At 58.1% G+C, this 24,687-nt stretch carries 22 protein-coding genes and 2 tRNA genes; 12 read left to right on the top strand and 12 right to left on the bottom strand.

Annotated elements, in window-relative coordinates; all coding sequences use genetic code 11:
• Entirely contained in the window at positions 1–1,050 is a 1,050-nt protein-coding gene (locus ACR0A2_RS05695; RefSeq protein ID WP_171231908.1) for an ABC transporter ATP-binding protein, read from the bottom strand.
• An 82-nt stretch (positions 1,051–1,132) separates the two neighbouring features.
• On the bottom strand, positions 1,133–2,872 hold the full coding sequence (locus ACR0A2_RS05690; protein WP_152457524.1) for an ABC transporter substrate-binding protein: 1,740 nt from the start codon (positions 2,870–2,872) through the stop codon (positions 1,133–1,135).
• A gap of 243 nt (positions 2,873–3,115) precedes the next feature.
• Here ACR0A2_RS05690 and ACR0A2_RS05685 point away from each other — a divergent pair, with 243 nt between their 5' ends.
• Genes ACR0A2_RS05685 through ACR0A2_RS05655 form a run of 7 tightly spaced genes read left to right on the top strand, consistent with a single transcriptional unit; the run spans position 3,116 to position 10,502 of the window.
• Entirely contained in the window at positions 3,116–4,477 is a 1,362-nt protein-coding gene (locus ACR0A2_RS05685; protein WP_480834329.1) for a V-type ATP synthase subunit B, read from the top strand.
• Entirely contained in the window at positions 4,455–5,060 is a 606-nt protein-coding gene (locus tag ACR0A2_RS05680) for a V-type ATP synthase subunit D (RefSeq protein WP_480834328.1), read from the top strand. Before ACR0A2_RS05685 ends, ACR0A2_RS05680 begins: the two co-directional genes overlap by 23 nt.
• A complete protein-coding gene (locus ACR0A2_RS05675) occupies positions 5,057–6,853 on the top strand; it encodes a V-type ATP synthase subunit I (RefSeq protein ID WP_480834326.1) in 1,797 nt (598 codons plus the stop codon). The genes ACR0A2_RS05680 and ACR0A2_RS05675 overlap by 4 nt, the downstream gene beginning before the upstream one ends.
• Complete coding sequence (locus tag ACR0A2_RS05670) at positions 6,850–7,293, top strand: ATP synthase subunit C (protein WP_152457528.1); 444 nt, start codon at positions 6,850–6,852, stop codon at positions 7,291–7,293. The genes ACR0A2_RS05675 and ACR0A2_RS05670 overlap by 4 nt, the downstream gene beginning before the upstream one ends.
• On the top strand, positions 7,293–7,970 hold the full coding sequence (locus ACR0A2_RS05665; protein ID WP_480834325.1) for a hypothetical protein: 678 nt from the start codon (positions 7,293–7,295) through the stop codon (positions 7,968–7,970). The genes ACR0A2_RS05670 and ACR0A2_RS05665 overlap by 1 nt, the downstream gene beginning before the upstream one ends.
• 1 nt (position 7,971) lies before the next feature.
• A complete protein-coding gene (locus tag ACR0A2_RS05660) occupies positions 7,972–8,664 on the top strand; it encodes a hypothetical protein (RefSeq protein ID WP_480834324.1) in 693 nt (230 codons plus the stop codon).
• On the top strand, positions 8,661–10,502 hold the full coding sequence (locus ACR0A2_RS05655; RefSeq protein ID WP_480834323.1) for a V-type ATP synthase subunit A: 1,842 nt from the start codon (positions 8,661–8,663) through the stop codon (positions 10,500–10,502). The genes ACR0A2_RS05660 and ACR0A2_RS05655 overlap by 4 nt, the downstream gene beginning before the upstream one ends.
• 10 nt (positions 10,503–10,512) lie before the next feature.
• On the opposite strand, the gene ACR0A2_RS05650 is transcribed toward ACR0A2_RS05655, so the two are convergent.
• From ACR0A2_RS05650 to ACR0A2_RS05625, 6 genes are all read right to left on the bottom strand, one after another.
• Positions 10,513–10,587: transfer RNA gene (locus tag ACR0A2_RS05650), tRNA-Glu, on the bottom strand.
• A gap of 24 nt (positions 10,588–10,611) precedes the next feature.
• Positions 10,612–10,686 (bottom strand) — tRNA-Glu (locus ACR0A2_RS05645).
• Between the two features lie 98 nt (positions 10,687–10,784).
• The gene (gene recJ, locus ACR0A2_RS05640; protein WP_480834322.1) at positions 10,785–12,527 is read right to left on the bottom strand and encodes a single-stranded-DNA-specific exonuclease RecJ; all 1,743 of its coding nucleotides are present in this window, start codon (positions 12,525–12,527) and stop codon (positions 10,785–10,787) included.
• Positions 12,528–12,620: 93 nt separating this feature from the next.
• Entirely contained in the window at positions 12,621–13,604 is a 984-nt protein-coding gene (gene glpX / locus ACR0A2_RS05635) for a class II fructose-bisphosphatase (protein WP_171228463.1), read from the bottom strand.
• 69 nt (positions 13,605–13,673) lie between these two features.
• Positions 13,674–14,960, bottom strand: a complete 1,287-nt coding sequence (locus ACR0A2_RS05630) for a homoserine dehydrogenase (RefSeq protein ID WP_152457535.1) — start codon at positions 14,958–14,960, stop codon at positions 13,674–13,676.
• A gap of 127 nt (positions 14,961–15,087) precedes the next feature.
• Entirely contained in the window at positions 15,088–15,336 is a 249-nt protein-coding gene (locus ACR0A2_RS05625) for a hypothetical protein (protein ID WP_480834320.1), read from the bottom strand.
• A gap of 102 nt (positions 15,337–15,438) precedes the next feature.
• On the opposite strand from ACR0A2_RS05625, the gene ACR0A2_RS05620 reads away from it, so the two are divergent.
• Complete coding sequence (locus ACR0A2_RS05620) at positions 15,439–16,026, top strand: TetR/AcrR family transcriptional regulator (RefSeq protein ID WP_171170526.1); 588 nt, start codon at positions 15,439–15,441, stop codon at positions 16,024–16,026.
• 21 nt (positions 16,027–16,047) lie between these two features.
• Here ACR0A2_RS05620 and ACR0A2_RS05615 read toward each other — a convergent pair whose 3' ends face one another.
• The gene (locus tag ACR0A2_RS05615) at positions 16,048–16,959 is read right to left on the bottom strand and encodes a pirin family protein (protein WP_480444737.1); all 912 of its coding nucleotides are present in this window, start codon (positions 16,957–16,959) and stop codon (positions 16,048–16,050) included.
• 157 nt (positions 16,960–17,116) lie between these two features.
• On the opposite strand from ACR0A2_RS05615, the gene ACR0A2_RS05610 reads away from it, so the two are divergent.
• Positions 17,117–17,599, top strand: coding sequence for a hypothetical protein (locus ACR0A2_RS05610; RefSeq protein ID WP_480444739.1), 483 nt, complete (start codon positions 17,117–17,119; stop codon positions 17,597–17,599).
• On the opposite strand, the gene ACR0A2_RS05605 is transcribed toward ACR0A2_RS05610, so the two are convergent.
• Genes ACR0A2_RS05605 through ACR0A2_RS05595 form a run of 3 tightly spaced genes read right to left on the bottom strand, consistent with a single transcriptional unit; the run spans position 17,558 to position 20,374 of the window.
• The gene (locus ACR0A2_RS05605) at positions 17,558–18,157 is read right to left on the bottom strand and encodes a TadE/TadG family type IV pilus assembly protein (RefSeq protein ID WP_152457540.1); all 600 of its coding nucleotides are present in this window, start codon (positions 18,155–18,157) and stop codon (positions 17,558–17,560) included. The two genes, ACR0A2_RS05610 and ACR0A2_RS05605, sit on opposite strands and share 42 nt — an antisense overlap.
• 4 nt (positions 18,158–18,161) lie before the next feature.
• On the bottom strand, positions 18,162–18,692 hold the full coding sequence (locus tag ACR0A2_RS05600) for a TadE/TadG family type IV pilus assembly protein (RefSeq protein ID WP_171119523.1): 531 nt from the start codon (positions 18,690–18,692) through the stop codon (positions 18,162–18,164).
• Entirely contained in the window at positions 18,689–20,374 is a 1,686-nt protein-coding gene (locus ACR0A2_RS05595) for a Tad domain-containing protein (RefSeq protein ID WP_171231900.1), read from the bottom strand. Before ACR0A2_RS05595 ends, ACR0A2_RS05600 begins: the two co-directional genes overlap by 4 nt.
• 333 nt (positions 20,375–20,707) lie before the next feature.
• On the opposite strand from ACR0A2_RS05595, the gene ACR0A2_RS05590 reads away from it, so the two are divergent.
• From ACR0A2_RS05590 to dnaG, 3 genes are all read left to right on the top strand, one after another.
• On the top strand, positions 20,708–22,138 hold the full coding sequence (locus ACR0A2_RS05590) for a Glu/Leu/Phe/Val family dehydrogenase (RefSeq protein ID WP_152457543.1): 1,431 nt from the start codon (positions 20,708–20,710) through the stop codon (positions 22,136–22,138).
• 119 nt (positions 22,139–22,257) lie between these two features.
• Positions 22,258–22,554 carry a hypothetical protein gene (locus tag ACR0A2_RS05585; protein WP_152457544.1) on the top strand — a complete coding sequence of 99 codons (297 nt, stop codon included), beginning with the start codon at positions 22,258–22,260 and terminating at the stop codon, positions 22,552–22,554.
• 80 nt (positions 22,555–22,634) lie between these two features.
• Positions 22,635–24,581 (top strand): DNA primase, encoded by a 1,947-nt coding sequence (gene dnaG, locus ACR0A2_RS05580; RefSeq protein WP_480834318.1) that lies wholly within the window; start codon positions 22,635–22,637, stop codon positions 24,579–24,581.
• The last annotated feature ends 106 nt before the right edge of the window (positions 24,582–24,687 follow it).

Here is a 24,687-nt window from a genome sequence, read left to right as displayed (position 1 = left end):
TCAGGCCACCCTTTTGCCGTCTTGGCCGAAATACCGGCAATGGGCCGGGTTCATGAAGAATGTGTGGTCCTCGCCCACCTGATAGGGATGGACACCGGCGGCCAGCGACACCCAGGCGTCCTCGCCATGCTGGAAATGCGCGCTGGAATCCGAACCCGAAAGCTCTGTCACGATCACGCGGCCGGTCAGTTCCACGTCCGCGTCAGACGTACGGAACGGCGTCACACGATGCGGCCGCACCGCGACCATGTAATCTCCGTCGGCCATGTCGGTAACGGCCCAGCCACCTCCACCGGCCAGTTGCGCCTGCGCAGCGGAAACGGTGATGCGTGCGACATTGATCGGCGGATCCGAAAAGACCCGCGCGGCGGCGATGTTTTCTGGGTTGCGATAAATGTCAGCGGTTGGCCCGAACTGGGTCACGCGGCCATCTTCCATCAGGGCGGTGTAGCCGCCCAGCAGCAGCGCCTCTTCGGGCTCGGACGTGGCATAGACCACCACGGCCCCGCGACCTGCGAACAGATCGGGTAGCTGCTCGCGCAGTTCTTCACGCAGTTTGTAGTCGAGGTTGGCCAGCGGTTCGTCAAGGAACACGGCGCGGCTTTCTTTAGCAATAGCACGCGCCAGCGCGGTACGTTGTTGTTGCCCACCCGACAGCTCGTGCGGGCGGCGGTGCAGCATCGGGCGCAGTTGCAGCAGCTCGGCGGCCTCTTCCACGCGGCCTTCGATCTCGGATTGCGCCATGCCTGCCACACGCAGGGGCGAGGCGATGTTGTCGAATACGGTCATATGTGGGTAGTTCACGAAGAACTGGTGCACGAGGCTGATTTTTCGCTTCTGCGTATTCAGCCGTGTGACGTCCTGCCCATCCATCAGGACCTTGCCCGAGGCGATCGGGTCCAGACCGGCCATCATCTTGATCAGAGAGGTCTTGCCCGAGCCCGTCGCGCCCAGCAGCACGTTGAAGTGGCCTGTTTGAAGGGTCAGGTTTGTGGGCTTGATATGGATGACGTTGCCGACCCTTTTGGTCGCGTCTTGAAGTTCGATCATGTCCGTGGGTTCCGGTCCTTCAGTGCAATGCACTGGTCTTGAGGTGGGGGTGCCTGACGCGGCACCCCCGGGTTTCAACGGCTTACTTTGACTGCCAGCGCTGAACCAGTTCGTCATAGTTGACGGTCTGGCCCTGCGGCTTTTCGTTCTCAAGCTTGGCCTTGGGTGAGCCCGGCTTTTCCAGCCAGAAAGATGGGTCTTGCGGCTCGTTCAGGCGCGGACCACAGCCGCCGTAGACACCGGCGCTTTCATCCGCGGCCTGCATCCGGGCCATAGTGATGTCCATCTCTTCTGCCAGACGATCCATCGCCTCTTGCGGGGTGAAGGCGCCCGAGTTCACGTCACCGATCTGCTGCCACCAGATCTGGGCCAGCTTCGGATAATCCGGCACGTTGATGCCAGTCGGCGACCATGCCACGCGGTCAGGCGAGCGGTAGAACTCGACCAGACCACCCAGCTTGGGTGCGCGTTCGGTGAACGACTCGTGGTTGACCGAGCTGTCGCGGATGAAGGTCAGACCCACGTGGGACTTTTTCACGTCGACAGTTTTGGAGGTCACGAACTGGGCATAAAGCCAGGCTGCCTGGGCACGATCCGAGGGGGTCGATTTGAGGAACGTCCAGGACCCCACGTCTTGGTAGCCAACCTTCTGGCCTTCTTCCCAATAGGGGCCGTGCGGGCTGGGCGCCATCCGCCACAGCGGCGTGCCTTCGTCATCCACGGTGTTGTTGCCTTCGGACTTCGGCTTGACCATGTCGGCGGTGAAGGCCGTGTACCAGAAGATCTGCTGGGCCACGTTGCCCTGGCTAAGTGCCGGCAGCGACTGGTAGAAGTCATAAGACGCGGCACCCGGAGGCGCATAGGCCCGCAGCCATTCGTCCCATTTCCGGATCGCATAGACCGCGGCCGGACCGTTTGCAGCACCACCGCGCGACACCGAAGCGCCAACAGGGTTACAGGTGCCCGCTTCCATGCGGATGCCCCATTCGTCGACAGGCACACCGTTCGGTTCGCCCTTATCGCCGGCACCGGCCATCGACAGCCAGGCATCGGTCATGCGCCATCCGAGGTCAGGTGCACGTTTGCCGTAATCCATGTGGCCGTAGATCGTGGTACCATCGACTTCTTTCACATCATTGGTGAAGAACTCAGCGATATCTTCATACGCGGACCAGTTGACCGGAACGCCCAGATCATAGCCGTACTTTTCTTTGAACGCGGCTTTGTTCGCCTCATCATCGAACCAGTCCTTGCGGAACCAGTAAAGGTTCGCAAACTGCTGATCGGGCAGCTGATACAGCTTGCCGTCCGGTCCGGTGGTGAACTGAATGCCCATGAAGTCATCCAGATCCAGCGTCGGCGAAGTCGTCGCGGCCCAGTCACCGCCCATCATGTCCGTCAGCGGATAGGCCAGCTGCAAACGCGAATGGGTGCCGATCAGGTCACTGTCGTTGACATAGCCGTCATACAGGTTCCGACCCGTTTGCATTTGGGTTTGAACGGCCTGAACCACTTCACCTTCACCCAGAATCTGGTGGTTGACCTTGATACCGGTGATTTCTTCGAACGCCTTGGTCAGCACCTCGGATTCGTAGGAATGTGTCGGGATACCTTCGGACAGGACGTTGATTTCCATACCTGCGTAAGGCTGTGCAGCTTCGATGAACCACTGCATCTCGGCCATCTGTTCGTCTTTCGACAAGGTCGATGGCTGGAATTCGTCGTCGATCCAACGTTGTGCTGCGGCTTCGTCGGCCCAAGCAGGACCGTGCCCCGCAATGACGGCAGCCGCCGCCACTGCGGAAAGTAGATGTCTCCGCATCTGTCTCCTCCCAAAATTATGGTTCTCCGGCGGAAACCGGATGACGGACAGCATCAGCGATTTCTTGCGTATGTGTCAAACTAAAAATTTAGTAATTGACGTTCAGGCATCCCAAAAGAGGTGGCGCTGAACTCGTTTGCCAATTTGTGAATTCGTTGTAAGCTAGGATTGTCATTGCAAAAATTACCGCTGAGACGTGCGGCGCGAATTACGAAAAACGACTTGGAACAGTGAGGATAGGCAATGTCCCGAAGTCTGTTGAAGTACACGCGTGTTCTGGAAATCGTCGGGGACACAATCAAGGTTCGGGTTCCGATCCAGAACAAAGGAGAGTCGGCTGTCCGGTTCAACGACCTCGCTGTGATCGAGACGGTGGATGGCCGAAAAACACTGGCCCAGACGATCTTCATCGACCGGGATGTCGTCACGTTGCAGGTGTTTTCCGGCACCAAGGGCATATCGACCGAAGCAACGGCAACCTTTCTCGGTCACCCGATGCAGACACCTTATTCGGCCAACATTCTGGGCCGCGTGTTTGATGGCGCCGGTGTGGCCATTGATGGAGGCCCCGACCTGTCTGCGGAACCGCATATCGATATTGGCGGACCGACCGTCAATCCGGCGGAACGCGCGGTTCCAAACAGAATGATCCGCACGGATGTGCCGATGATCGACGTGTTCAACACATTGGTCGAGAGCCAGAAAATTCCGATCTTCTCGGTTTCAGGCGAGCCGTTCAACGCGTTCCTCAGCCGAATCGGTATTCAGGCCGACGCGGATATCGTGATCTTTGGCGGGCTGGGGTTGATTTTTGACGACTACCACACGTTTCGCACCTCGTTCGAAGATGCGGGTGTGTTTTCGCGTACCGTCATGTTCGTCAATCAGGCGATGGATCCTTTGGTGGAACGTCTTCTGGTGCCGGACATGGCATTGGCAGTGGCCGAGAAGTTCGCTGTGGAAGAGGGCAAACGCGTGCTGGTCCTGCTGACGGACATGACCGCCTATGCTGACGCGATGAAAGAGGTTGGCATCAGTCAGGAGAGGGTGCCATCTCAGCGCGGCTATATGGGGGACCTGTATTCGCAGCTTGCGCGCCGGTACGAAAAAGCCTGTGACTATGCCAAAGGCGGGTCGGTCACGGTTCTGACCGTCACGACCATGCCCGGAAACGACGTAACCCACCCGGTGCCTGACAACACCGGCTATATCACCGAAGGGCAGTTCTATCTGCATTCCGGCGTGATCGATCCGTTCGGCAGCCTGTCGCGCCTCAAGCAGAACGTGATCGGCAAGACCACCCGCGAAGATCATGGGCAGATCATGAACACGATGATCCGTTTCTATTCTGAAAGCCGCGATGCCGCGCAAAAACAGGCGATGGCCTTCGACCTGTCAGACTATGATCACCAATTGCTGAAATTCGGCGGCCTGTTCCGGTCTCGGTTCATGGACATCAATGTTTCGATCCCGCTGGAAGAGGCGCTGGATCTGGGTTGGAAGACACTGGCAGAGTGCTTTGCGCCGGAACAGTTGCTGATGAAGCAGGCATTGATCGACAAGTATTTCCCGAAGGATGCCAATGGCGCGGTTGCAGCTGAATAAATCGTCGCTTGCGCGCGAGCAGACACAGCTGAAAAGCTTTGAACGGTTCCTGCCATCGCTGGACCTGAAGCGACAACAGTTGATGGCTGAACGGGTTCGGGCCCGGGAAGAGGTCGACCGCCTCGAGCAAATGGTGCAGGCGCTGGTGCAGCAGGTTGGTGAAAAGCTGCCGATGCTGGCGCAGCAGGGTGTCGCTCTGGATGGGCTGGTCAAGCTCAAGGACTACAAGGTCAAAGAGGTCAATGTGGTAGGGGTCAAGCTGCCTGACCTTGATCGGATCGAAGTGGCGGTGCGCCCGTATTCCGTTTTGGCCAAGCCCCATTGGGTCGATGCCGCTGCGCTTTTGCTGCACGACGTCATCGAAGCGCGGGTGCGGGTGAAGATTGCCGAAGAACGCGTTCGCATCTTCGACAAGGCGGTGGCCACCATTACCCAGCGGGTCAACTTGTTCGAAAAGGTTCTGATCCCGCGCGCCAAGGCCAACATCAAGAAAATCCGCATCTACCTGAGCGACGAACAGATGCAGGCCGTCGTGCGGTCGAAGATCTCGAAACGCAAACACGCGCAGGAGGCTTTGACATGAGCGTTGCGCATCTGAAAAAGATGTCTCTGATCGGGCCTGCTGCCCGAAAGGCGGAAACGCTTGAGGCGCTTCAGGCCCTTGGCTGCATGCATGTTTTGCCGCTTGTTCCCACACCGAAAGAGCCGGAAAAGATCAGTGAGCGCGGTGCAAGAGAGGCGTATAAGGCATTGCGTTTCCTTGCAGAAGTGCCTGACCCGCGCCGCCAGGTCCAGCGTGCGTCTGATTTCGACATGGATCGTTTCGTGCGCGAGGTGACCGACCTCATGCAGCGCGTTCGGGATACAATGGACCGGCGTGACTTTCTGGCGCATCGCATCGCCCAGGTGCGACCTTGGGGGGATTTGGATTTTCCGCCGACCGATGCGCTGGCTGGCAACAGGCTGTGGTTCTATCAGCTGCCGCTGAAGCACCGGGATGCCCTGTCCGAGGTCAAGCTTCCCTGGGCAATATTGGAGGAAGACCACCGGTACCTTTACGCCGTTCTGATTTCACCTGACGAACCCGATGATGGTGTTCTTCCTGTTCCGCGAACCCATGTCGGTTCGCTACCGGTACACGAGCTTGAGGCCCAGTTGGAAGAGGCCGAAATCGCCCTCGAGGCGTTGGAAGCCGAACGCGTGGCGCTGACGCGCTATCTGACATTGATGCGCCGGAACCTGTCCGTCGCCGAAAGTGCCGCCGAGCTTGCCCATGCAACGCAGAAAGTGCGCGACGAAGAGGCAGTGTTTGCTTTGCAGGGGTGGGTTCCCGTGGATCAGGTGGATGCTGTTCTTGCCATGGCAAACGCCAAGGGTTCAGCCGTCCTGATTGAAGATCCGGGTTCGGGCGACGCGCCTCCGACCTTGCTAAAGCAGCCTGAAAACCGCAGGGCCGCTGTCGATCTGGCGCTGTTCTATCAGGTGCCCGGATATCAGAACTGGGACCCCAGCGTCATCGTCTCGGCGTCCTTTGCGATCTTCTTTGCCATGATCGTGGCGGATGCCGGTTACGGTGCTGTCATCCTGCTGGCGGTGCTGGCCTTTTGGAGACGGATGGACCGCACCGCTGGTCAAAGGTCCTGGCGTCTGTTCGGCCTGATCATCTCGGCTGTTACGATATTTTACGGGGTCATGGTGGGCAGCTATTTTGGGGTATCACCGGCTGCGGGTTCAATTTGGACAAGGCTCAAGGTGCTGGATTTGAACGATTTCGGCGCGATGATGATGGTCTCGATCGTCGTTGGCGTCATACACCTTGTCCTGGCCAACGCACTTGCGGCGCGCGCGGCGTGGGGGCAACGCAAGGCGGTTGCCAATCTGGGCTGGATTGCGGCCCTGATCGGCGGGTTTGTCCTTTGGCTCGGCTACATGAACGGCAAGTCGCCGGTGCCGGGCGCTGCTATCCTGACCGCCGGCATCGTGGCGATTGTCCTGTTTTCCAGCGAGCGGGTCATCCAGCGGCCGATGGACTGGATCCGGCGTTTGCTCGAAGGGTTTCAAAGCCTTGCCGGGGCGATGGGCGCGTTTGGGGATGTTCTCAGCTATATGCGTCTTTTCGCGTTGGGCCTTGCTTCGGCCTCGCTGGCGATCACGTTCAATGATCTGGCGGTGTCGGTCATGCAGGCCCTTAGGGGGCCGGGCATTCTGTTTGGGCTGCTGATATTGATCATAGGTCATGTATTGAACTTCGCACTCGCGATGATGAGCGGCGTCGTGCACGGTTTGCGTCTCAATTACATCGAATTCTTTAAATGGGGTCTGCCGGATGAAGGCATCATCTTTCGTCCATTTGCCCGCAAGGAGGTTCAGGAATGAATGAGCTTGTTCTTACACTGGGTTGGCTGGGTATTTATGCGCCAATGGCGTTGGGGGCTGCAGCCAGCGCTATTGGGTGTTCGATCGCCGGTATGGCCAGTATCGGGGCCATGACGGAAACCGAGGGCGGCTATGGCCGTTTCGTGGGTGTATCCGCGTTTCCCTCAACGATGGTCATCTACGGGATCGTCATCATGTTTACCCTGAACCGCGACGTGACACCTGAAAACGCGGGCGGTCTGTTCGGGATCGGCATCCTGTCGGGTATCGCACTGATGTATTGCGGCATCTGGCAGGGTCGGGCCTGTGCGGCTGCGATCAATGCGACCAAGGAAAAGCCCGAGATTTTTGGCCTTGCTCTGGCCCCTGCCGCAATCATCGAAGGGTTTGGTGTTTTTGCCTTCGTGTTTGCGTTGGTCATCAGTGCGGGGATCAGCTGATGGCACAAGACAGAACGATTGCGCATGGGGTTGACGCGCTGATCGACAAATTGCGCAACGATGGGGTTGCCGCTGGTCAGGCCGAAGCCGAAAAATTGCGCGAGGAAGCAAAAGCCGAAGCCGCGCGCATCGTGGCAGAGGCAAAGCGCGAAGCCGATGAGTTGAAAATGAAAGCCCGCACGGAGACCGACAATTACAGGGCTGCTGGCGAAGAAGCATTGAACACGGCGATGCGGGATGCCGTGCTGACCATGAAGGCAGGTCTGACGGATCGCTTCAAGGCAGATGTCGAACGCCTTGTGACCAAAGAGATGTCTGATCCCGAGCTTCTCAGGCAGATGATCCTCGAGGTGGTAGGCCGGGCCGGGGAAGGCGCAAATCTGAATGGCAGGGCTTCCGTCGTTCTTCCTGCCCGGGTCGCCACGCAAGAAGACATCAAGCAAAACGCCGATGACATTCAATCCGGCAAGCTGACAAAATATGTTCTTGGGCTGACTGCGAAGATGCTGCGCGAGAATGTCGAGTTGCACGCAGCCGATGACGTGCAGGAAGGCATCCGCGTTCGCGCAGAAGATCAGGGTGTTGTTCTGGACCTGACGGATAAGGCGGTGGCGTCGCTGTTGATGGAGCATTTGCAGCCCCGGTTCCGTGCCGTTCTGGAAGGGGTCATCCGCTGAGATGTCAAAACAGGACGCCTATATCGCGTTGATGTGCAGCCTTCCGGGTTCGGAACGGTTGTTCGTTGCCAGGCAGCCGCCCCTGTCACGTATCAGGCTGGACCGTCGATTGACGGCTTTGACACCGGAGGACAGCAAAGCTCTGAAGATCCTCGAGCACGCGTTGAGCTGGAGCGCCTACGACATGGATGTCACCGACGCTCAGGCGATCCAGCGCTGCAAACAAGCGATGGTGGACATCCCTCAGCACACCTTACGCAAACTCTTCATGGAACGCATGGAACTGCGCTCGGTGGTTGCGGCGCTGCGCCTGAGAAAACGCGGAGAACCAGCGCCTTCAGGCCCGTTCGGAGTCGGACGATGGAGCCGCCACATCCCCGCCAATTGGGGTGATCCCAGCTTTCGGCTGAAACGGCTCATGCCCTGGATCAAAGAGGCAACCCAATTGCTGGAAAACGAAGATCCGCTGGGTCTGGAACGTCTGCTTTTGTCGATAAGCCACAAGCAGCTCAAGCGGCACGCGGCTCGTCACATGTTCGATTTCGAGGCGGTCGCCATCTACGTTCTGATCTGGAACATCTTCGACCGCTGGGCGCAAAGCAGCGCTGCGGAAGCCGCCAAGAGATTTGAGAAACTGGCACAACAGGCCATGGCCGACTTCGCTGATGTCGATTTTGAGGGAGCAAGCGCATGACAGCCCCAATCTCAGCCAAACATTCATCGACCGCTCGCGTCGTCCTGGTTCAGGAAGGGCTTGTGCGGATACAGGCCAATCCGGACGCGACCGGTCGCCCCGGTCAACTGGTCAAAAACGAAGTGGTTTACATATTGCCTTCGCGTTCCGGCCCCGGTGGGCGGCAGGAAAGGCTCAAGGGCGAAGTGCTGCGCGTACGTGGGGATATGGCGGACGTTCAGGTCTATGAAAGCACTGATGGGGTGGCGGTCGACGACCCGGTGGAGCAATCAGGTCAGCTCTTGTCGGTCGAGCTGGGTCCGGGGCTGCTGGGGCAGGTGTTTGACGGGTTGCAGTCGCCTTTGCCCAAGGTGGCGGCAGCATTTGGTACCTTCCTGCCGCGCGGCGCAGATGTCGCGCCCTTGGATGAAAACGCGAAATGGTCCTTTACGCCGTCCGTGAAGGTGGGCGACACGGTCACTGCCGGGGACAGTATCGGAACGGTGCCCGAAGGCCATTTCAGCCACAAGATCATGCTGCCGTTCAACTGGACCGGTGCGTACAAGGTGGTCTGGGTGCAAAAAGGCGCGGCCACGATCCATGACGTCGTGGCCCGCCTGGAAGACGAAGACGGTGGCGAGCATACGCTGACGCTTTCGCAGAAATGGCCTGTTCGGAGACCATTGCCGGAAAACATCCTGAAGCGCGCACTGTCCGAGCGGTTGTATCCCACGGAACCGGTTCTGACGTCGCAACGGCTGATCGACACGTTCTTTCCGATTGCACGCGGCGGCACCGCCTGTATTCCCGGGCCGTTCGGGGCGGGCAAGACCGTGCTGCAAAACCTGATCGCACGGAATGCGAAGGTTGATATCGTGATCGTCGTGGCCTGCGGCGAACGTGCAGGTGAGGTGGTCGAGACCATCGAGGAATTTCCGAAGATGACCGATCCAACCACCGGTGGCAGCCTGATGGATCGGACGATCATCATCTGCAACACGTCATCCATGCCGGTTGCCGCGCGCGAGGCGTCGATTTTCACCGGGATCACGTTGGGGGAATACTACCGCCAGATGGGCAATGATGTCTTGTTGATCGCCGACAGCACCAGCCGGTGGGCGCAAGCCATGCGCGAGACCTCTGGCAAGCTCGAAGAGATCCCGGGCGAAGAGGGGTTCCCGGCCTATCTGGAAAGCTCGATCAAGGGTTTGTACGAACGCGCCGGGGCGCTGAGAACGAATGACGGCGATCTTGGCAGCCTGACGCTGATCGGAACGGTTTCGCCTGCTGGTGGCAATTTTGACGAGCCGGTAACCCAGTCAACCTTGTCGACGGTCAAGTGTTTCCTCGGGTTGTCATCCGAACGCGCCTACAAGCGGTTTTATCCAGCGGTGGATCCGATGCTCAGCTGGTCTCGGTATACCGACCAATTGTCCGACTGGTATGACAGGAACGCCGAGCCGGGTTGGACAGCCAAAGTGCGCACCCTGTTGGCCCTGATCGAAAAAGGTGAACAGGTCGATCAGATGATGCAAGTCACTGGGGAAGAGGGCGTCACAATTGACGACTTTGTAACCCAACAGACAGCATTGTTCGTCGATATGGTCTACTTGCAGCAGGACGCATTTGACACAGTCGATGCGACGGTGCCGCTTGAACGGCAGATAAAGACGTTCAAGCTTGTGTACGATGTGACGCAATCCAAGGCGGTCTTTGTCGACAAGGCTGAGGTAAGGCAGGTGTTCACGCAGCTGACCGGGCTGATGAAAAACTTTCACTACGCGGCAGAAAACACACCCGAATACAAATCCACCTGGCAAAAGATCGAAAACCTGTGCCGAGAAAAGTTCGGGGTTTGATCAGGAGAAATGGTAGCCCGTAGGGGAATCGAACCCCTCTTTCCAGGTTGAAAACCTGGCGTCCTAACCGATAGACGAACGGGCCACTTGGTAGTGACGCAAGCACGAGTGGTAGCCCGTAGGGGAATCGAACCCCTCTTTCCAGGTTGAAAACCTGGCGTCCTAACCGATAGACGAACGGGCCACGCTGGCTTGTGGAGGGCCTTTTACGGTTTCACTGTGACCCCCGCAAGCCGAAAAACGCAGGGATGAGAAAGTTTTTTACGCCGTTCGAGCGAGACGTCAATTTGCCTCTGCCGCGTCCTCGAGCCTGAGCTGCACGGATTGTCGCCCGCCCCAGGTGTTCACCTCAAGCCGGCCTGCAAAATGAAAGCGCGCGCCACCATGATTTGACAGTCTCTCGCCCATCGGACCGTCAAAGGCACCAAAGGCAATCGCATCCAGCCCACCACCCATGCCATCGGACAATGACAACTTCAGGTGCGTTTCCCCGACACGTTTGGCAAAACGCACCTGAAGATCCGGAAGCGCGTATCGCGGGGCAGGGGCTCCGGCGCCAAACGGTCCGGCCTGTTCGATCTGTTCGACAAGATCCACTGTCGCGGCAGCCGGCATAAGGGCGCCTTCCAGCTTCATATCCGCAGGGCCGCCCTGACCTGCACCTTGTTTTGCCAGCAACTCGCTGAGGCGTTCCATCGCAGGTTCCAGTTTGTCGCGCTTGACGGTAAGTCCAGCGGCCATCTTGTGACCGCCACCCTTGACCAGCAACCCTTCCGCCGCGAGCCGCTGGATCGACGCCCCCAGATCCACGCCCGAGACCGAACGCCCCGAGCCTTTGCCCTCATCACCGTCAAAGCCGATCACGATGGCCGGACGGTTGGCGGTTTCCTTCAAACGAGACGCCACGATGCCCACCACACCCGGATGCCAGCCCTCACCGGCGGCCCAGACCAGCGGCGCGTCGAGTCCGCGACCCTCGGCCTGCTCCATCGCGGCGGCGCGCACGGCGTTTTCAATGTCCCGGCGTTCTGTGTTCAGCGCGTCCAGACGTTCGGACAGGGCCTGTGCCTCGTGCAGGGAATCCGTGCTCAGCAGGCGGGCACCCAGATCGGCCTGCCCGATGCGACCGCCTGCGTTCACGCGGGGGCCAAGCAGAAAACCCAGGTGATAGCTGTTGGGCGCCGTATCCATGCGCGAGACATCGGACAATGCGACAAGTCCGGGGCGCTGCCTTTGGGCCATCACTTTCAGGCCTTGTCGAACCAGGGCGCGATTGGCGCCGATCAAAGGCGCAACGTCAGCCACGGTTGCCAGGGCCACCAGGTCCAGCATCGATATCAGGTCAGGCCACTTTGCGCCTGCCGCGCGCAGCTGGCGCCCTGCTTCGACCAGCATCAGAAACACGACACCCGCTGCGCAGAAATAGCCCAGATCACCGCTTTCATCCTGCCGGTTGGGATTCACGACTGCAACGCAGTCCGGCAGGGTTTCGCCGCCGAGGTGGTGATCCAGAACAATCACGTCCGCCCCCTTGGCCGCGGCAATCGGCTCATGGCTGAGCGTGCCGCAATCGACGCAAATGATCAGGTCGTGGCTGGTTGCCAGTTCCCGCATTGCCGGAACATTCGGACCATATCCCTCATCAATCCGATCCGGCACATAAAGCGTCGCCTGCAACCCCATCTGTCGAAGCCAAACCAGCAGCAGCGAGGCAGAGCAGCCGCCGTCAACATCGTAATCCGCGAACACCGCGATTTTCTGGCGATGGCGTACGGCGTCCAGAAAACGCGCCGCCGCCGTTTCCATGTCCTTCATGTCGCGGGGATCTGGCAGCAATTCTTTGAGTTTGGGGTCCAGAAAGCCGCGCGCCTCCATGACCGGCACGCCACGACGGGCCAGAACCTGACATACCGCACGCGGCAGGTCGGTCTGTTGAGTCATCATCTCGGCAGCCCGCTCCAGCTCGGCTTTCGGGCCAACCCAGCGCCGCCCGGTCAGTGATTGTTCCACGCCAAGAAAACCCATTGCCTGCCCCTTGTGAACCAAGGCCGGATCCTTTCGGACCCGGCCTTTTCATCTTTTCCCAAATACTCCCGCCGGAGGCAACGGCGCAAGCCGTTAGGCGTTATCGTGCGGCCAGGTGGGGGTGCGATACGACATACGGCGTACGGACCCGGTCTTTGAACGCATCAGCAGCGTCGTGGTTTCCACCCAACCCGGCTCGCGCTTGATGCGCGGCAACAGAGAACCGCCGGTTACACCCGTTGCGGCAAAGATCACATCTGCGGTCACCATCTCATCGCGCGAATAGACCCGGTCCAGATCGGTGATACCCGCCTTGGCAGCACGGCCCCGCTCGTCATCGTTGCGGAACAACAGGCGACCAAAGATCTGACCGCCCATGCATTTCAGCGCAGCGGCAGCCAAAACCCCCTCGGGGGCGCCACCCTGGCCCATATACATGTCGATGCCGGTCACTTCGCTTTCTGCGCAATGCATGACACCTGCCACGTCACCATCGGTGATCAGGCGGATCGATGCTCCAGTTTCGCGCACTTCGGCAATCATCGCCTCGTGACGGGGGCGTTCCAGAATGCAGACGGTGATGTCCGCAGGCTTGCAGTTCTTGGCCTTTGCCAAGGCTTCCACCCGTTCACGTGGAGACATGTCCAGATTGACGACGCCCTCGGGCAGGCCCGGACCAACAGCCAGCTTGTCCATGTAAACGTCGGGCGCATGCAGCATCGAGCCGCGCGGGCCCATGGCAATCACGGTCAGCGCGTTGGGCATGTCCTTTGCGGTCAGCGTTGTGCCTTCCAGCGGATCCAGCGCGATGTCCACGCCGGGGCCGTTTCCGGTGCCGACCTCTTCGCCAATATAAAGCATCGGAGCTTCGTCGCGTTCACCTTCACCGATCACCACGACGCCAGCAATGTCCAGCATGTTCAGCTGTTCGCGCATCGCATTCACAGCGGCCTGGTCGGCGGCTTTCTCGTCACCGCGCCCCACCAGCGAAGCCGAGGCCAGCGCAGCCTGTTCCGCCACCCTTGCCAGCCCCAGAGACAGCAGGCGGTCGTTGAAATCGGTTTTGGCAGCACTCATTGTCATGTATCCTCTGGTCATTTAAGCCGTTTCTATCGGCATAGCTTGCGTTTCATACAGGCCGCAAGTTCAAACCTCTTCAATCCGCAACGCGACGGGGGCACCGGCAACCACATCCGTTTCCCGGAACCCGTCCAGCGCGACGTCCAGCGCGGCGCGGGTGGTTTTGTGGGTAACGATCAGCACAGGCGCCGTGCTTTCTGCATGGGCATACTGGCGCATCCTGTCTATGGAAACACCGGCATCGCCCAGAATGGCTGCAACCTTGGCCAGTGCGCCCGGTTTATCCAGCAGACCCAGACGAAGATAATAAGGCGCCGGCAGGCCCGTGACGGCGGGGGCCGCAGCCTCAAGCGAATTGGCCGGTCGGCCAAAGGTCGGGATTTGCAGCCCACGTGCCAGATCGCACACGTCGCCCATCACGGCGCTGGCCGTCGGGCCTTCACCCGCACCGGGGCCACGCAGAACAACCTGTTCAACCGCGTCGCCTTCGATCACCACCATGTTGGTGCCGCCTTCCAATTGCCCCAAGGGCGAGTCGCTGGGCACAAGGCAAGGCTGCATGCGTTGTTCCAGCCCGCGCGCGGTGCGCTGTGCCACGCCCAGCAGTTTGATGCGAAAGCCCATATCCTCGGCCTGATCGATATCGTCCAGACTGATGTGTTGAATGCCTTCGATCTCGATCCCGTCAAAATTTGGCTTTGTGCCAAAGGCGATCGAGGCCAGCAAAGCCAGTTTGTGAGCGGCGTCGATGCCACCCACATCCAGGTTTGGATCGGCCTCGAGATAGCCAAGCTCGGCGCATTCGTCGAACAGGGCGTTATAGCCCTGACGCTGCGATTGCATCCGGGTCAGGATGTAGTTGCAGGTGCCGTTCATCACCCCCATGACGCGGGTGATTTCGTTACCAGCCAGCCCTTCGGTCAGGGATTTGATCACCGGAATGCCGCCAGCAACAGCAGCCTCAAAGCGGATAACACGCCCCGCGGCCTCGGCCTGTTCGGCCAGTTCCTGCCCGTGAATGGCCAGCAATGCCTTGTTGGCGGTCACGACGTCTTTGCCGCTGGCCAGCGCGGCTTCGACCGAGGCCTTGGCCGGACCGTTTTCGCCGCCCATCAGTTCGACATAGACATCGATATCGTCACGTTTCGCCAGCGCAACCGGGTCGGTTTCCCAGGCATAATCCGACAGGTTCACGCCGCGGTCCTTGTTCGGATCCCGCGCAGATACGGCCACGATTTCAATCGACCGGCCCGTGCGCGCCTTCAGCAAATCTGCATGGCGGCGAACAATCTTGACGACACCCACGCCGACAGTTCCCAAGCCCGCAATTCCCAGCCGCAGTGCCTGTGTCATGTCGTGGGTTCCTTTCCGCTCGAAACTTGTCTGAATTCGGACGCCTGCCCGATCAGCGCTGCCTTATCGGGTTCAGGCCAAGGGTGCAATCCGTCACCGGGGGATTGTCGAGGTCAAATGTCACGCTTTAGTTGGTTTGCGCGTTTTGCAACGCCTGGGCCTTTTTCGCCAACGCCTCGCTGCGCTGCGTCAGGTCTTCCTCCACCTCTGCGGCCTGGCTTACGGGATCAATCGAAGGCCCCAACGTTTCCTGCACCGGAATAAGACGCGGGTAGGGGGCCGATTTGACCGAGGCCGGTTCACTGCCTTCAAGTTCGGGAAAGTCTGAACACCCGGCAAACACAAGAATAAGAGGCAGAACAGGCAGCAGTTTCATGTGGCACGCTTTTCGGTTTTGTTCGTCCTTTCGTGATGCACCTTTTGCCGGCGCCGATCAAGCGGGGTTCTATATGAACATTTGTTCAGATACTGTGGGCGCATGGCACGTACTCAAGGCTCCCACTCTGATATCACAGGCCCGCGCATTCGAAAGGCGGCCCTGAACCTGTTTGCCCGCCACGGCTATGCCGCGGTTTCGATGCGGCAGATCGCGAAAGAGGTCGGCGTTCAGGCGGGGGCGCTATACAATTACACGCCGGACAAGCAGAGTTTGCTGTATCGGTTGATGCGGGAACATATGCAGGATCTGCTTTCGGCGCTCAACGCGCTGGAGCGCTGCGATGACTGCCGGCAAGCGTTACGCCGATTTGTCGGTTTTCACATTCGTTTCCACCTGCAACGCCCTGACGAGGTGTTCATCGCCTATATGGAATTGCGCAACCTCTCGCCCGAAAACTTCGCCGAAATCGAAGACCTTCGACGCCAATACGAAAACGCGTTGGAGGACATCCTTCACTCTGGCCAGCAGGCTGGTCAGTTTGCGATACCGGACACCAAGATCGCCACGCTGGCGGTGATTGCCATGTTGAACGGTGTGATGACCTGGTACAGGTCCGGAGGGCGGCTGTCACTGGACGAGGTCGAACAGATTTATTGGAACATGGTGCATAAGGCGGTGACGGCCTGACAGGGCCAGACCGTCACTGTGTCAGTGCGCAGGGCGAATGAAAGTCCCGTTGCGCAGTTCGCGAAACGCTTGTTCCAATTCGGCCCGCGTGTTCATCACAATAGGCCCGTGCCATGCGACGGGCTCATTGATCGGAGCCCCCGAGATCAACAGAAACCGCACGCCGTCGGGGCCAGCCTGAACGGTGATTTCGTCCCCCGTCCCGAAACGGACAAGCGTGCGGTCGCCCGACATATCCCGGATATTCACCTCTTGCCCGGCAACCTCTTTTTCCAACAGCACACCGGACGGGCGTGACGCATCTGCAAAGGCTGCCTGACCTTGAAAGACATAGGCAAAGGCTTTTCGGTAAGTGTCGATGCGGAAGGTCTTCTTCACACCTGCGGGGACCGAGATATCAAGATACTGCGGGTCTGCCGCGATGCCGTCCACGGGGCCGGTTTTGCCCCAGAACTCTCCGACAATCACCCGAACGGTGGTGCCGTCGTCATCAGTGACTTCGGGGATATCCTTGCTTTGAACATCCTGATAGCGCGGGGCAGTCATCTTCTGATCCGAAGGCAGGTTGCCCCACAGCTGAAACCCGTGCATCTGCCCCGAGGTGTTTCCCTGCGGCATTTCCTGATGCAGGATGCCGGACCCCGCCGTCATCCACTGCACGTCGCCCGCGCCCAACGTGCCGGTGTTGCCCAGCGAATCCGAATGCTCGACCGATCCAGCCAGAACATAGGTGATCGTCTCGATACCGCGATGCGGATGCCAGGGAAAACCGGCCTGATAGTCCTGCGGGCGTTCGTTCCTGAAGTCGTCGAACAGCAGGAAAGGATCAAGTTCGGACGGGTCCTGAAACCCAAACGCCCGGTGAAGTTTCACGCCAGCCCCTTCCATCGTTGGGGTGGCCCTGCGTGTTTCCAGTGTGGGTCTAAGGGACATATTCGCCTCCGGTTTGTTTGACCAGCATGTAACCCCTGCGTGATTGCGGTCAATCAGCGCCAATTAACCGGAGCTGTGCAAATTTGCTGATCAACCAAAGCCCTGTTGTTTCCCCTGGAAAGTCGCTAAGTCGAAGCGGAACGGACAGGAGACATCCATGCAGGACGAAGTGCTGGCAACGATTCAGGCGTCATCCCCCAGACGGTGGATCGGAGTAGGGATGCTGTCGACGGTTGGGGTGCTGGTCACATACGTCGCTTTGGCATCTCCGCCCGAACCGGCGTGGCAAGTATTTCTTTTTGCTGTAGGGGGCGCGTCGCTTTGGCTGGCCTATCGTGTATGGCACGCGACCCAGGACTATATTGAACTGACACAGTCGGAATTGCGTACCGGGTCAGGTCAAATGATCGCAAAGGTGGCTGATATTGAGTCGGTGGATCGCGGCGTATTCGCGTTCAAGCCGTCAAACGGCTTTCTGGTTCGCACCAAGCACAAAGATACGTACCAATGGGCGCCCGGATTGTGGTGGCGGATTGGTCGCCGGGTCGGCGTTGGCGGCATGACGTCTGCCGCCGAGGCCAAGTTCATGTCAGAAGTCTTAAGCGCTATTATCCACGCAGACGACCGGAGGGCGCACTAGGTTGCAAGCGACCTTGGTGGAAAAGCGGGGACGCGTGAAGATGAAGTTTTGAAAGTTAATGCCGGTCGCCAGATCCCAGCCAGGTTTGAACTGAGGAATATACTCGTTGGATGTTTCCACCAGAATGACCGTGTCCTGATCCGGCATCGGCGGCAGACGGTTTTCGATTTCCTGGATGTTGTTGTCGTTCCATTCCGTGTCATAGCCGCGCACGGTCGACCAATCCACGTAGTGGCGGTTGTCGTTCTCGTCAAAACGGATCAGCGAGACACGCATGCGCACTTCAGACCGGTTGTTGACCATTTCGCCCATAAGTTCGTGAAGCGAGTCGATGTAAACATCAGTCACGGCGGCCGATTCACGTGAGATCAGATCGCTGACCGTATAGGCAGCTTTCAGGTTCGACGCGCTTTGACGAAATCCCTCGAATGCGGTGAACGTAAACGTAATCGTCCACAACAACAGCGGGAAGATCATGATGGCCTCGACGGTCAGAATACCACTTTCGTCCTGCTTGAAGGCCTTGATGCGGTTTTTCACGTTTCTGAATACAAACATAGCTTTACCGTGGCTCCTGCACGAATGCGGTCGTTGCGGTCACTGCATAGTGGCCGCTTTCGTCGACCACTGTGTTTGCGATGATCGAGCTTTCCAGAACAGGATCGATACGCAGGCAGGCCCGCAAAATCATCAACTCGTTTGAGGCCCCGCTTTTGAAGTCGAGCACTGGTTTGGGGTCTTCCGAACTGTCGGTGCAGGGTATTTCGTCCGAAAGTACGATGCCATTGAATGCATTCTGGCGAAGCATTTGCAGCCGCAGGTTGGTTTTACAATTCTTGATACCGGAAATGTCGCAAATCCGGTCCTTGATTACATCGTGGCTCCAGTTTGTGCCTGTGCCCAGACGGATATCCCGAACGACCAGATCAACACCCCGTTCCAGCGCGGCGTGCTTGGTGGTGATTATCGACATCTCTCCACCAATACCAATGAATGCCAGGAAAAACGGAATGATCATGACAAATTCGATCGTCGCGTTCCCGGACTCGGATCGCTTGAAAGTACGGAGTTTTGACAGTGATTTGCGGATCATTGCGTCAGCCTCAATTTGCGGATGGACGAAGCAATCGCAGTAAACGCCTTGTCCAGATCCAATCCAGCTACATTGTGAACATGGCTGTCCGAGCTTGCGCAGGACTTGATGGTATTCAAGCCGCTGGTGGGGGCCTCGAAAGCGATGCCATAGATGATGACACCCTTGTCTTTGGCCGCGCCGCAGATGCTGGTCGTGCGCGCGTTCTTTGTGGAAGATCCCACTGATTTTCTGAGGCCGTAGTACCAGTTATTCTCGTGGTTGCTTTGCCAATAGAAGTTGTTCTTGGCGTTCCACCACAGCGAAGCTCGGGCAAAAAGCTCGGGATAGGTCAGGCGAGTGGCGGTGCCAATCTCTTCGTTAGAGGAGTTTTCATTGGGTGGGTTCCCAAAAGGATGGCCTGCCGTGACATAGCTGCCGTTTTCTTCTGTATGTTGCATCCAGACCCAACGATCCGGGTTGGTCGAATAGCGGATACTATATTCACCCTTTTTCCCGTCGGGTCTTTGATAGTCAGGGTTGAACCAAACTTCAGTCAGGCCACTACGCGCGGACGAGTCCAACATGTACTGCGAAGTGTTTTGCCCGTCGGTCATTACGATTACGACCTTAAGCACGTCCGAGTCATAAGATTCCGGGCGCAGAGCGAATTTTGCAGGAACCTTGTTTTCGGTGGCCAAGGCATTGATCACAGGCTGGAATGACGGATCCAGCATGCCGACACCCCATTTCATGCCTACGTCGATGGATGTGTTGCCACTTGCGGTCAGGGCATCGATGCGGTTGTGCAGATATTGGACATTGTCGGTGACAGCTGTAATTTCACTGCCGCTGCGAACAGGGCATACGAAATAGGCCGGGGGCTGTTCTCCATCGGTTGAAACGCCGTTGACGTTTGCCGAATTGTATCGCCAAGGATCGAAATGCCCAGTACGCTGATAGAAGGTATTCGGGCTAAGCGTCGCAGATCCGAATTGTCCGGAAGTAAAGTTCACGCAATGGGAATAGTTGTGCTCTGAGGTCACGTTGGTGAATTTACCCAGAATGTCCTGCCCGGCATTGACCTGAGTGGCATAGGGGACAATCGACATCGAAATCTTCGTTTCACCAGATTCCTCAAGCATTTTGGTGACAAAGCCCTTCGCCGCGGTTCTCAAGACTTCGATCTTCGACTTTCCGGCGGTCGCGGAAGACCTTGTCATGGATCCGGACATGTCCAGAACCAGCGAGATTTCGACAGAACCGATGGACTCTATGGCAGTGCTTGCCGCTTTCATATTCAGTTCGGTAACTTTTCCGAACCTCATGAAACGCGTCGGAACGACTGCATTGGCGGTCGCGGCCACCTTTCTGGAGCCAAACCCTTCGGTGACGGTCACGGTTTTCTCAAGATGGCCCAGCCCGGCCTTTTCCATATAGGCGTCGACAACATCCTTCGGCGGCAGCTTTTGGTCAAGATCTGCTGCAGCAAGTACCGCGCGGTCCAGCGTGGATTGCAGGCTGGCGCGGTCGCGCTCGTACGTCATCAGATCCATCGCCATGCCGGTAATGGCCAGCATCAGGATTAAAATGAGCAGGGTGAATATCGTAAAAGTGCCGTCTTCTTTTCGGGCAAACAGCCGCAACCGGGAAATCTTGTGTTTCGGCTTCGAGCCGTCGTTCTGAAGCGAGAAAATTATCATTTGATGACTCCGCCTCGCACATAGAAGTCGTGCGCCAAAGAAAGGAAATTCCAGTTAAATTTAATTTTCAAACGTGGCGTGAATTGGGCGAAAAAGGCTTGGTTTTGGCCTTTTTGCGCACTCAAGGGGTATAATTTTCACGTTTTCCCCTGGTCTGTCGATGAAATGAAGACAATCAGTTAAGCGATTGACTGGATTGGGCGACTCACCATCAGGTCCTCAAGTCTCTGTTAAGAAGGTGATGAAAAAAAGTGCATTGTTTGATTGCAGCCAGACTTGAGTGGTGCGACAAAACGTCATGACGTTTCGTCATCCAGCGGTACGGAGGATTTTATGACCGGCATCCAAGAACCAAGCTTTCGCGAGAGTGTTGACCTGATGTTCAACAGGGCGGCCGCCCTGATGGAACTGCCGCCGGGGCTGGAGCAGAAAATCCGGGTTTGCAACGCGACCTATACAGTTCGGTTCGGTGTGCGTCTGCGTGGTGAGATCCATACGTTCACCGGATACAGGTCCGTCCATTCCGAACATATGGAGCCGGTCAAAGGCGGCATTCGCTATGCCACTGCTGTGAACCAGGATGAGGTCGAAGCGCTAGCTGCGTTGATGACGTACAAATGCGCTCTTGTCGAAACGCCTTTTGGCGGATCGAAAGGCGGGCTTTGCATTGATCCGCGGAAATACGAAGAACACGAGCTGGAGCAAATCACGCGACGCTTTGCCTATGAACTTGCAAAGCGGGATCTTATAAACCCGTCGCAAAACGTTCCCGCGCCCGACATGGGAACGGGCGAACGCGAGATGGCCTGGATGGCCGACCAATACGCCCGGATGAACACCACCGACATCAATGCACGGGCCTGTGTGACCGGCAAGCCATTGAACGCAGGTGGTATCGCTGGGCGGGTTGAAGCCACCGGACGTGGCATTCAGTACGCTCTGCGCGAATTTTTCCGTCACCCCGAAGACGTCAGGGCGGCAGGCCTGTCGGGCAAGCTGGACGGCAAGCGTGTTGTGGTGCAGGGGCTCGGCAATGTGGGCTATCACGCTGCGAAGTTTCTGAGCGAGGAGGACGGTTCACGCGTTGTAGGTATCATCGAATGGGACGGAGCGCTCTATAACCCGGATGGTATCGACGTCGAAGCCGTCCGCCAGTGGATCGTCAAGCATGGCGGCGTCAAGGATTATCCGGACGCGACTCATTCAGCGGAAGGCACAAGCGTTCTGGAGGCTGAGTGTGATATTCTGATTCCGGCGGCCTTGGAGGGTGTCATAAACCTTTCCAACGCCGAGCGGATCAAGGCACCTTTGATCATCGAAGCAGCGAACGGCCCGGTCACCGCTGGCGCGGATGAGATTCTTCGCAAGAAAGGCACCGTTATCATCCCGGATATGTATGCCAACGCGGGTGGTGTGACGGTGTCTTATTTTGAATGGGTCAAGAACCTTAGCCACATTCGTTTCGGCCGGATGCAGCGTCGGCAGGAAGAGGCGCGACATGAATTGATCGTCAGCGAACTGGAGCGGCTGGACCGTTATCTGGGTGACGCGTGGTCGATGTCTCCGGACTTCAAGGCAAAATACCTCAAGGGTGCCGATGAGCTTGAACTGGTGCGCTCGGGCCTCGATGACACGATGCGTATCGCCTATCAGTCGATGCGTGAAGTGTGGCACAGCCGCGACGATGTCGAAGACCTGCGTACTGCGGCCTATATCGTGGCGATCGACCGCGTGGCCAAAAGCTATCGCGCCAAGGGGCTCTGAAGCAGGAGGGCGGGGTGATCATTTCGCCCCGCCGGTACACGCCGCGGCTTGAATGTCGATGGCGGCCCGTTAGTTTGACGGATAGTAGACACTCAGAGAAACGAATCCCGGAGACCTCCATGTTGCGTATAGCCATTGTCGCGGCTCTGCTGGCCACCCCTTTGGCCGCTCAGGAAACTAAGGAACAAAGCTGCAAGTATCAGGCGGATGTGGTGGCAGCGATCCAGAAGGCGCGGCTGGACCGCGTGAAAGAACGCGATGTGGCGCAAGCCGTGGCTGATAGTGGCCCGACATGGCCCGAGAACTACAACGCCGCGATTCCGCTGATCACACCGTGGGTCTATGAACAAAAGATGCGCGACGTGCGCAAAAAGGATCTGGGCGCCGCTTGGCTTGAGCTGTGTTTGCAGCAATAATCCACAGCCCGGACATTTCCCTGTGGACAAACGCGCGCCATCCCCTTGGCGCGCGTTCCTGTTTCTGTCAGGTTTGACCCATGTCACTGCCCCCCGGATTTCTGGATGAACTGCGCACCCGCCTGAGCCTGTCTCAGGTCGTCGGGCGCAAGGTGATGTGGGATCAGCGCAAATCCAATCAAGGCAAAGGTGACATGTGGGCGCCTTGCCCGTTTCATCACGAAAAGACGGCCTCATTCCATGTCGATGATCAGAAGGGGTTTTATTACTGCTTCGGCTGTCACGCCAAGGGCGACGCGATCAGCTTTGTAAAAGAAACGGAAAATGTTTCGTTCATCGAAGCGGTGGAGATCCTCGCCCGCGAGGCTGGCATGCCGATGCCTGCGCGGGATCCGAAAGCACAGGAAAAGCAGGATCGCCGCAGTCAGCTTGCCGATGTGATGGAACAGGCGGTGCAGTTTTTCCGCTTGCAGCTGAAAACAGGGGCGGGGGCAGAGGCACGGGATTACCTGTCGCGCCGGGGCTTGGATCAAAGCGCGCTGGATCGGTGGGAGATCGGGTTTGCGCCGGACAGTTGGCAGGCGCTTTGGGATCACCTGCGCGGCAAGAGCATCCAAGAGGAGCTGATCCTTGGCGCCGGGCTGGCCAAGCCTTCAAACAAAGGCAAAAAACCCTATGACACCTTCCGCAACCGGATCATGTTCCCGATCCGGGATCCGCGTGGGCGCTGCATTGCATTCGGTGGCCGCGCGATGGATCCGAATGACAACGCGAAATACCTGAACTCGCCCGAGACCGAGTTGTTCGACAAGGGGCGCAGCCTTTACAATCAAGGTCCGGCGCGGCAGGCGGCGGGCAAAGGGCAGCCGCTGATCGTGGCCGAAGGGTATATGGACGTGATCGCGCTGGCCGAGGCAGGTTTTGGCGCGTCGGTTGCGCCTTTGGGAACGGCCATTACTGAACATCAGTTGCAGCTGCTCTGGCGGATCGCGGATGAACCGATCATTGCACTGGACGGGGATGCCGCGGGTCTGCGGGCTGCCATGCGGGCGGTTGATCTGGCACTGCCGCTGCTGGAGGCCGGAAAATCCCTGCGTTTTGCCTTGATGCCCGAAGGCAAGGACCCGGACGATCTGTTGCGCACAGAAGGCCCGGGCGCCGTTCAGGCCGTTCTGGAAGGGGCCATACCGATGGTCAAACTGTTGTGGCAGCGCGAGACCGAAGGAAAGGTATTCGACAGCCCGGAACGCAAGGCAGCACTGGACAAGGCACTTCGGGACAAGATCAAGCTGATCCGAGATCCCTCGATCCGCTTGCATTACGGTCAGGAAATCAAAGACCTGCGCTGGCAATTGTTCCGCCCGCGACGACAACCTCAAAACCGTCCTTGGCAACCGCGGGGAAAATGGCAGCCGCAGCCAACCGCGACGCCGGGCGCGCGCAGTTCGTTTCTTGCCTCATCGGAAAACGCGGATATCCAGCTGCGTGAAGCCGCTATTCTGGCGATCTCGATTCTGAATCCCAAGGTTGTTGTCCAATTTGAGCAACAGTTGGAAGAAATGGAATGCCACAATCCTGACTACGCGGCGTTGCGCGATGCTGTTCTGCGTCACGCAATTGATGATCCGGACAACCTGAAAGACCACATTATCGCATCAATGGGGCCTGACGCCCTTGAAAACCTGCTGACCCTTCGCCATGTGGCAGTCATCCCCTGTGTGTCCAAGCCAGGCGACGTTGAAAAGGCCGAGATGACACTGGCCGAGGAACTCGCAAAGATCAAAGCGCTCCGGGGGTTGGATGCCGAGATTGCCGAAGCGGCAGAGGAACTGTCCGATCTGCCCGATGAGGCGCTGACATACCGGCTGGCGCAAGCCGCCGAAGAGCGCAACCGCGCGAGTCGAAGCCAGAACGAGGATAGGGCCGTTTTCGACATTGCTGACAATGGGGCGCGAATCAATCGTGACGAGAAAGACGCGTTTGCGGCGATCATGTCTGGTATCAAATTCGAGCGGAAACGCCGATAAGTGGTGTTTTCGTAAGGCACTGGAAAAGAAAAACGGGTAAACGGGTGGCCGAATCACTTATACGCGCTAATGATTCGGCTGAGACGAATCACCCATCCCTGCAGGA

The organism is Ruegeria sp. H8 (genome assembly GCF_056532905.1).
This window is presented reverse-complemented; position numbering and strand designations above follow the sequence as displayed.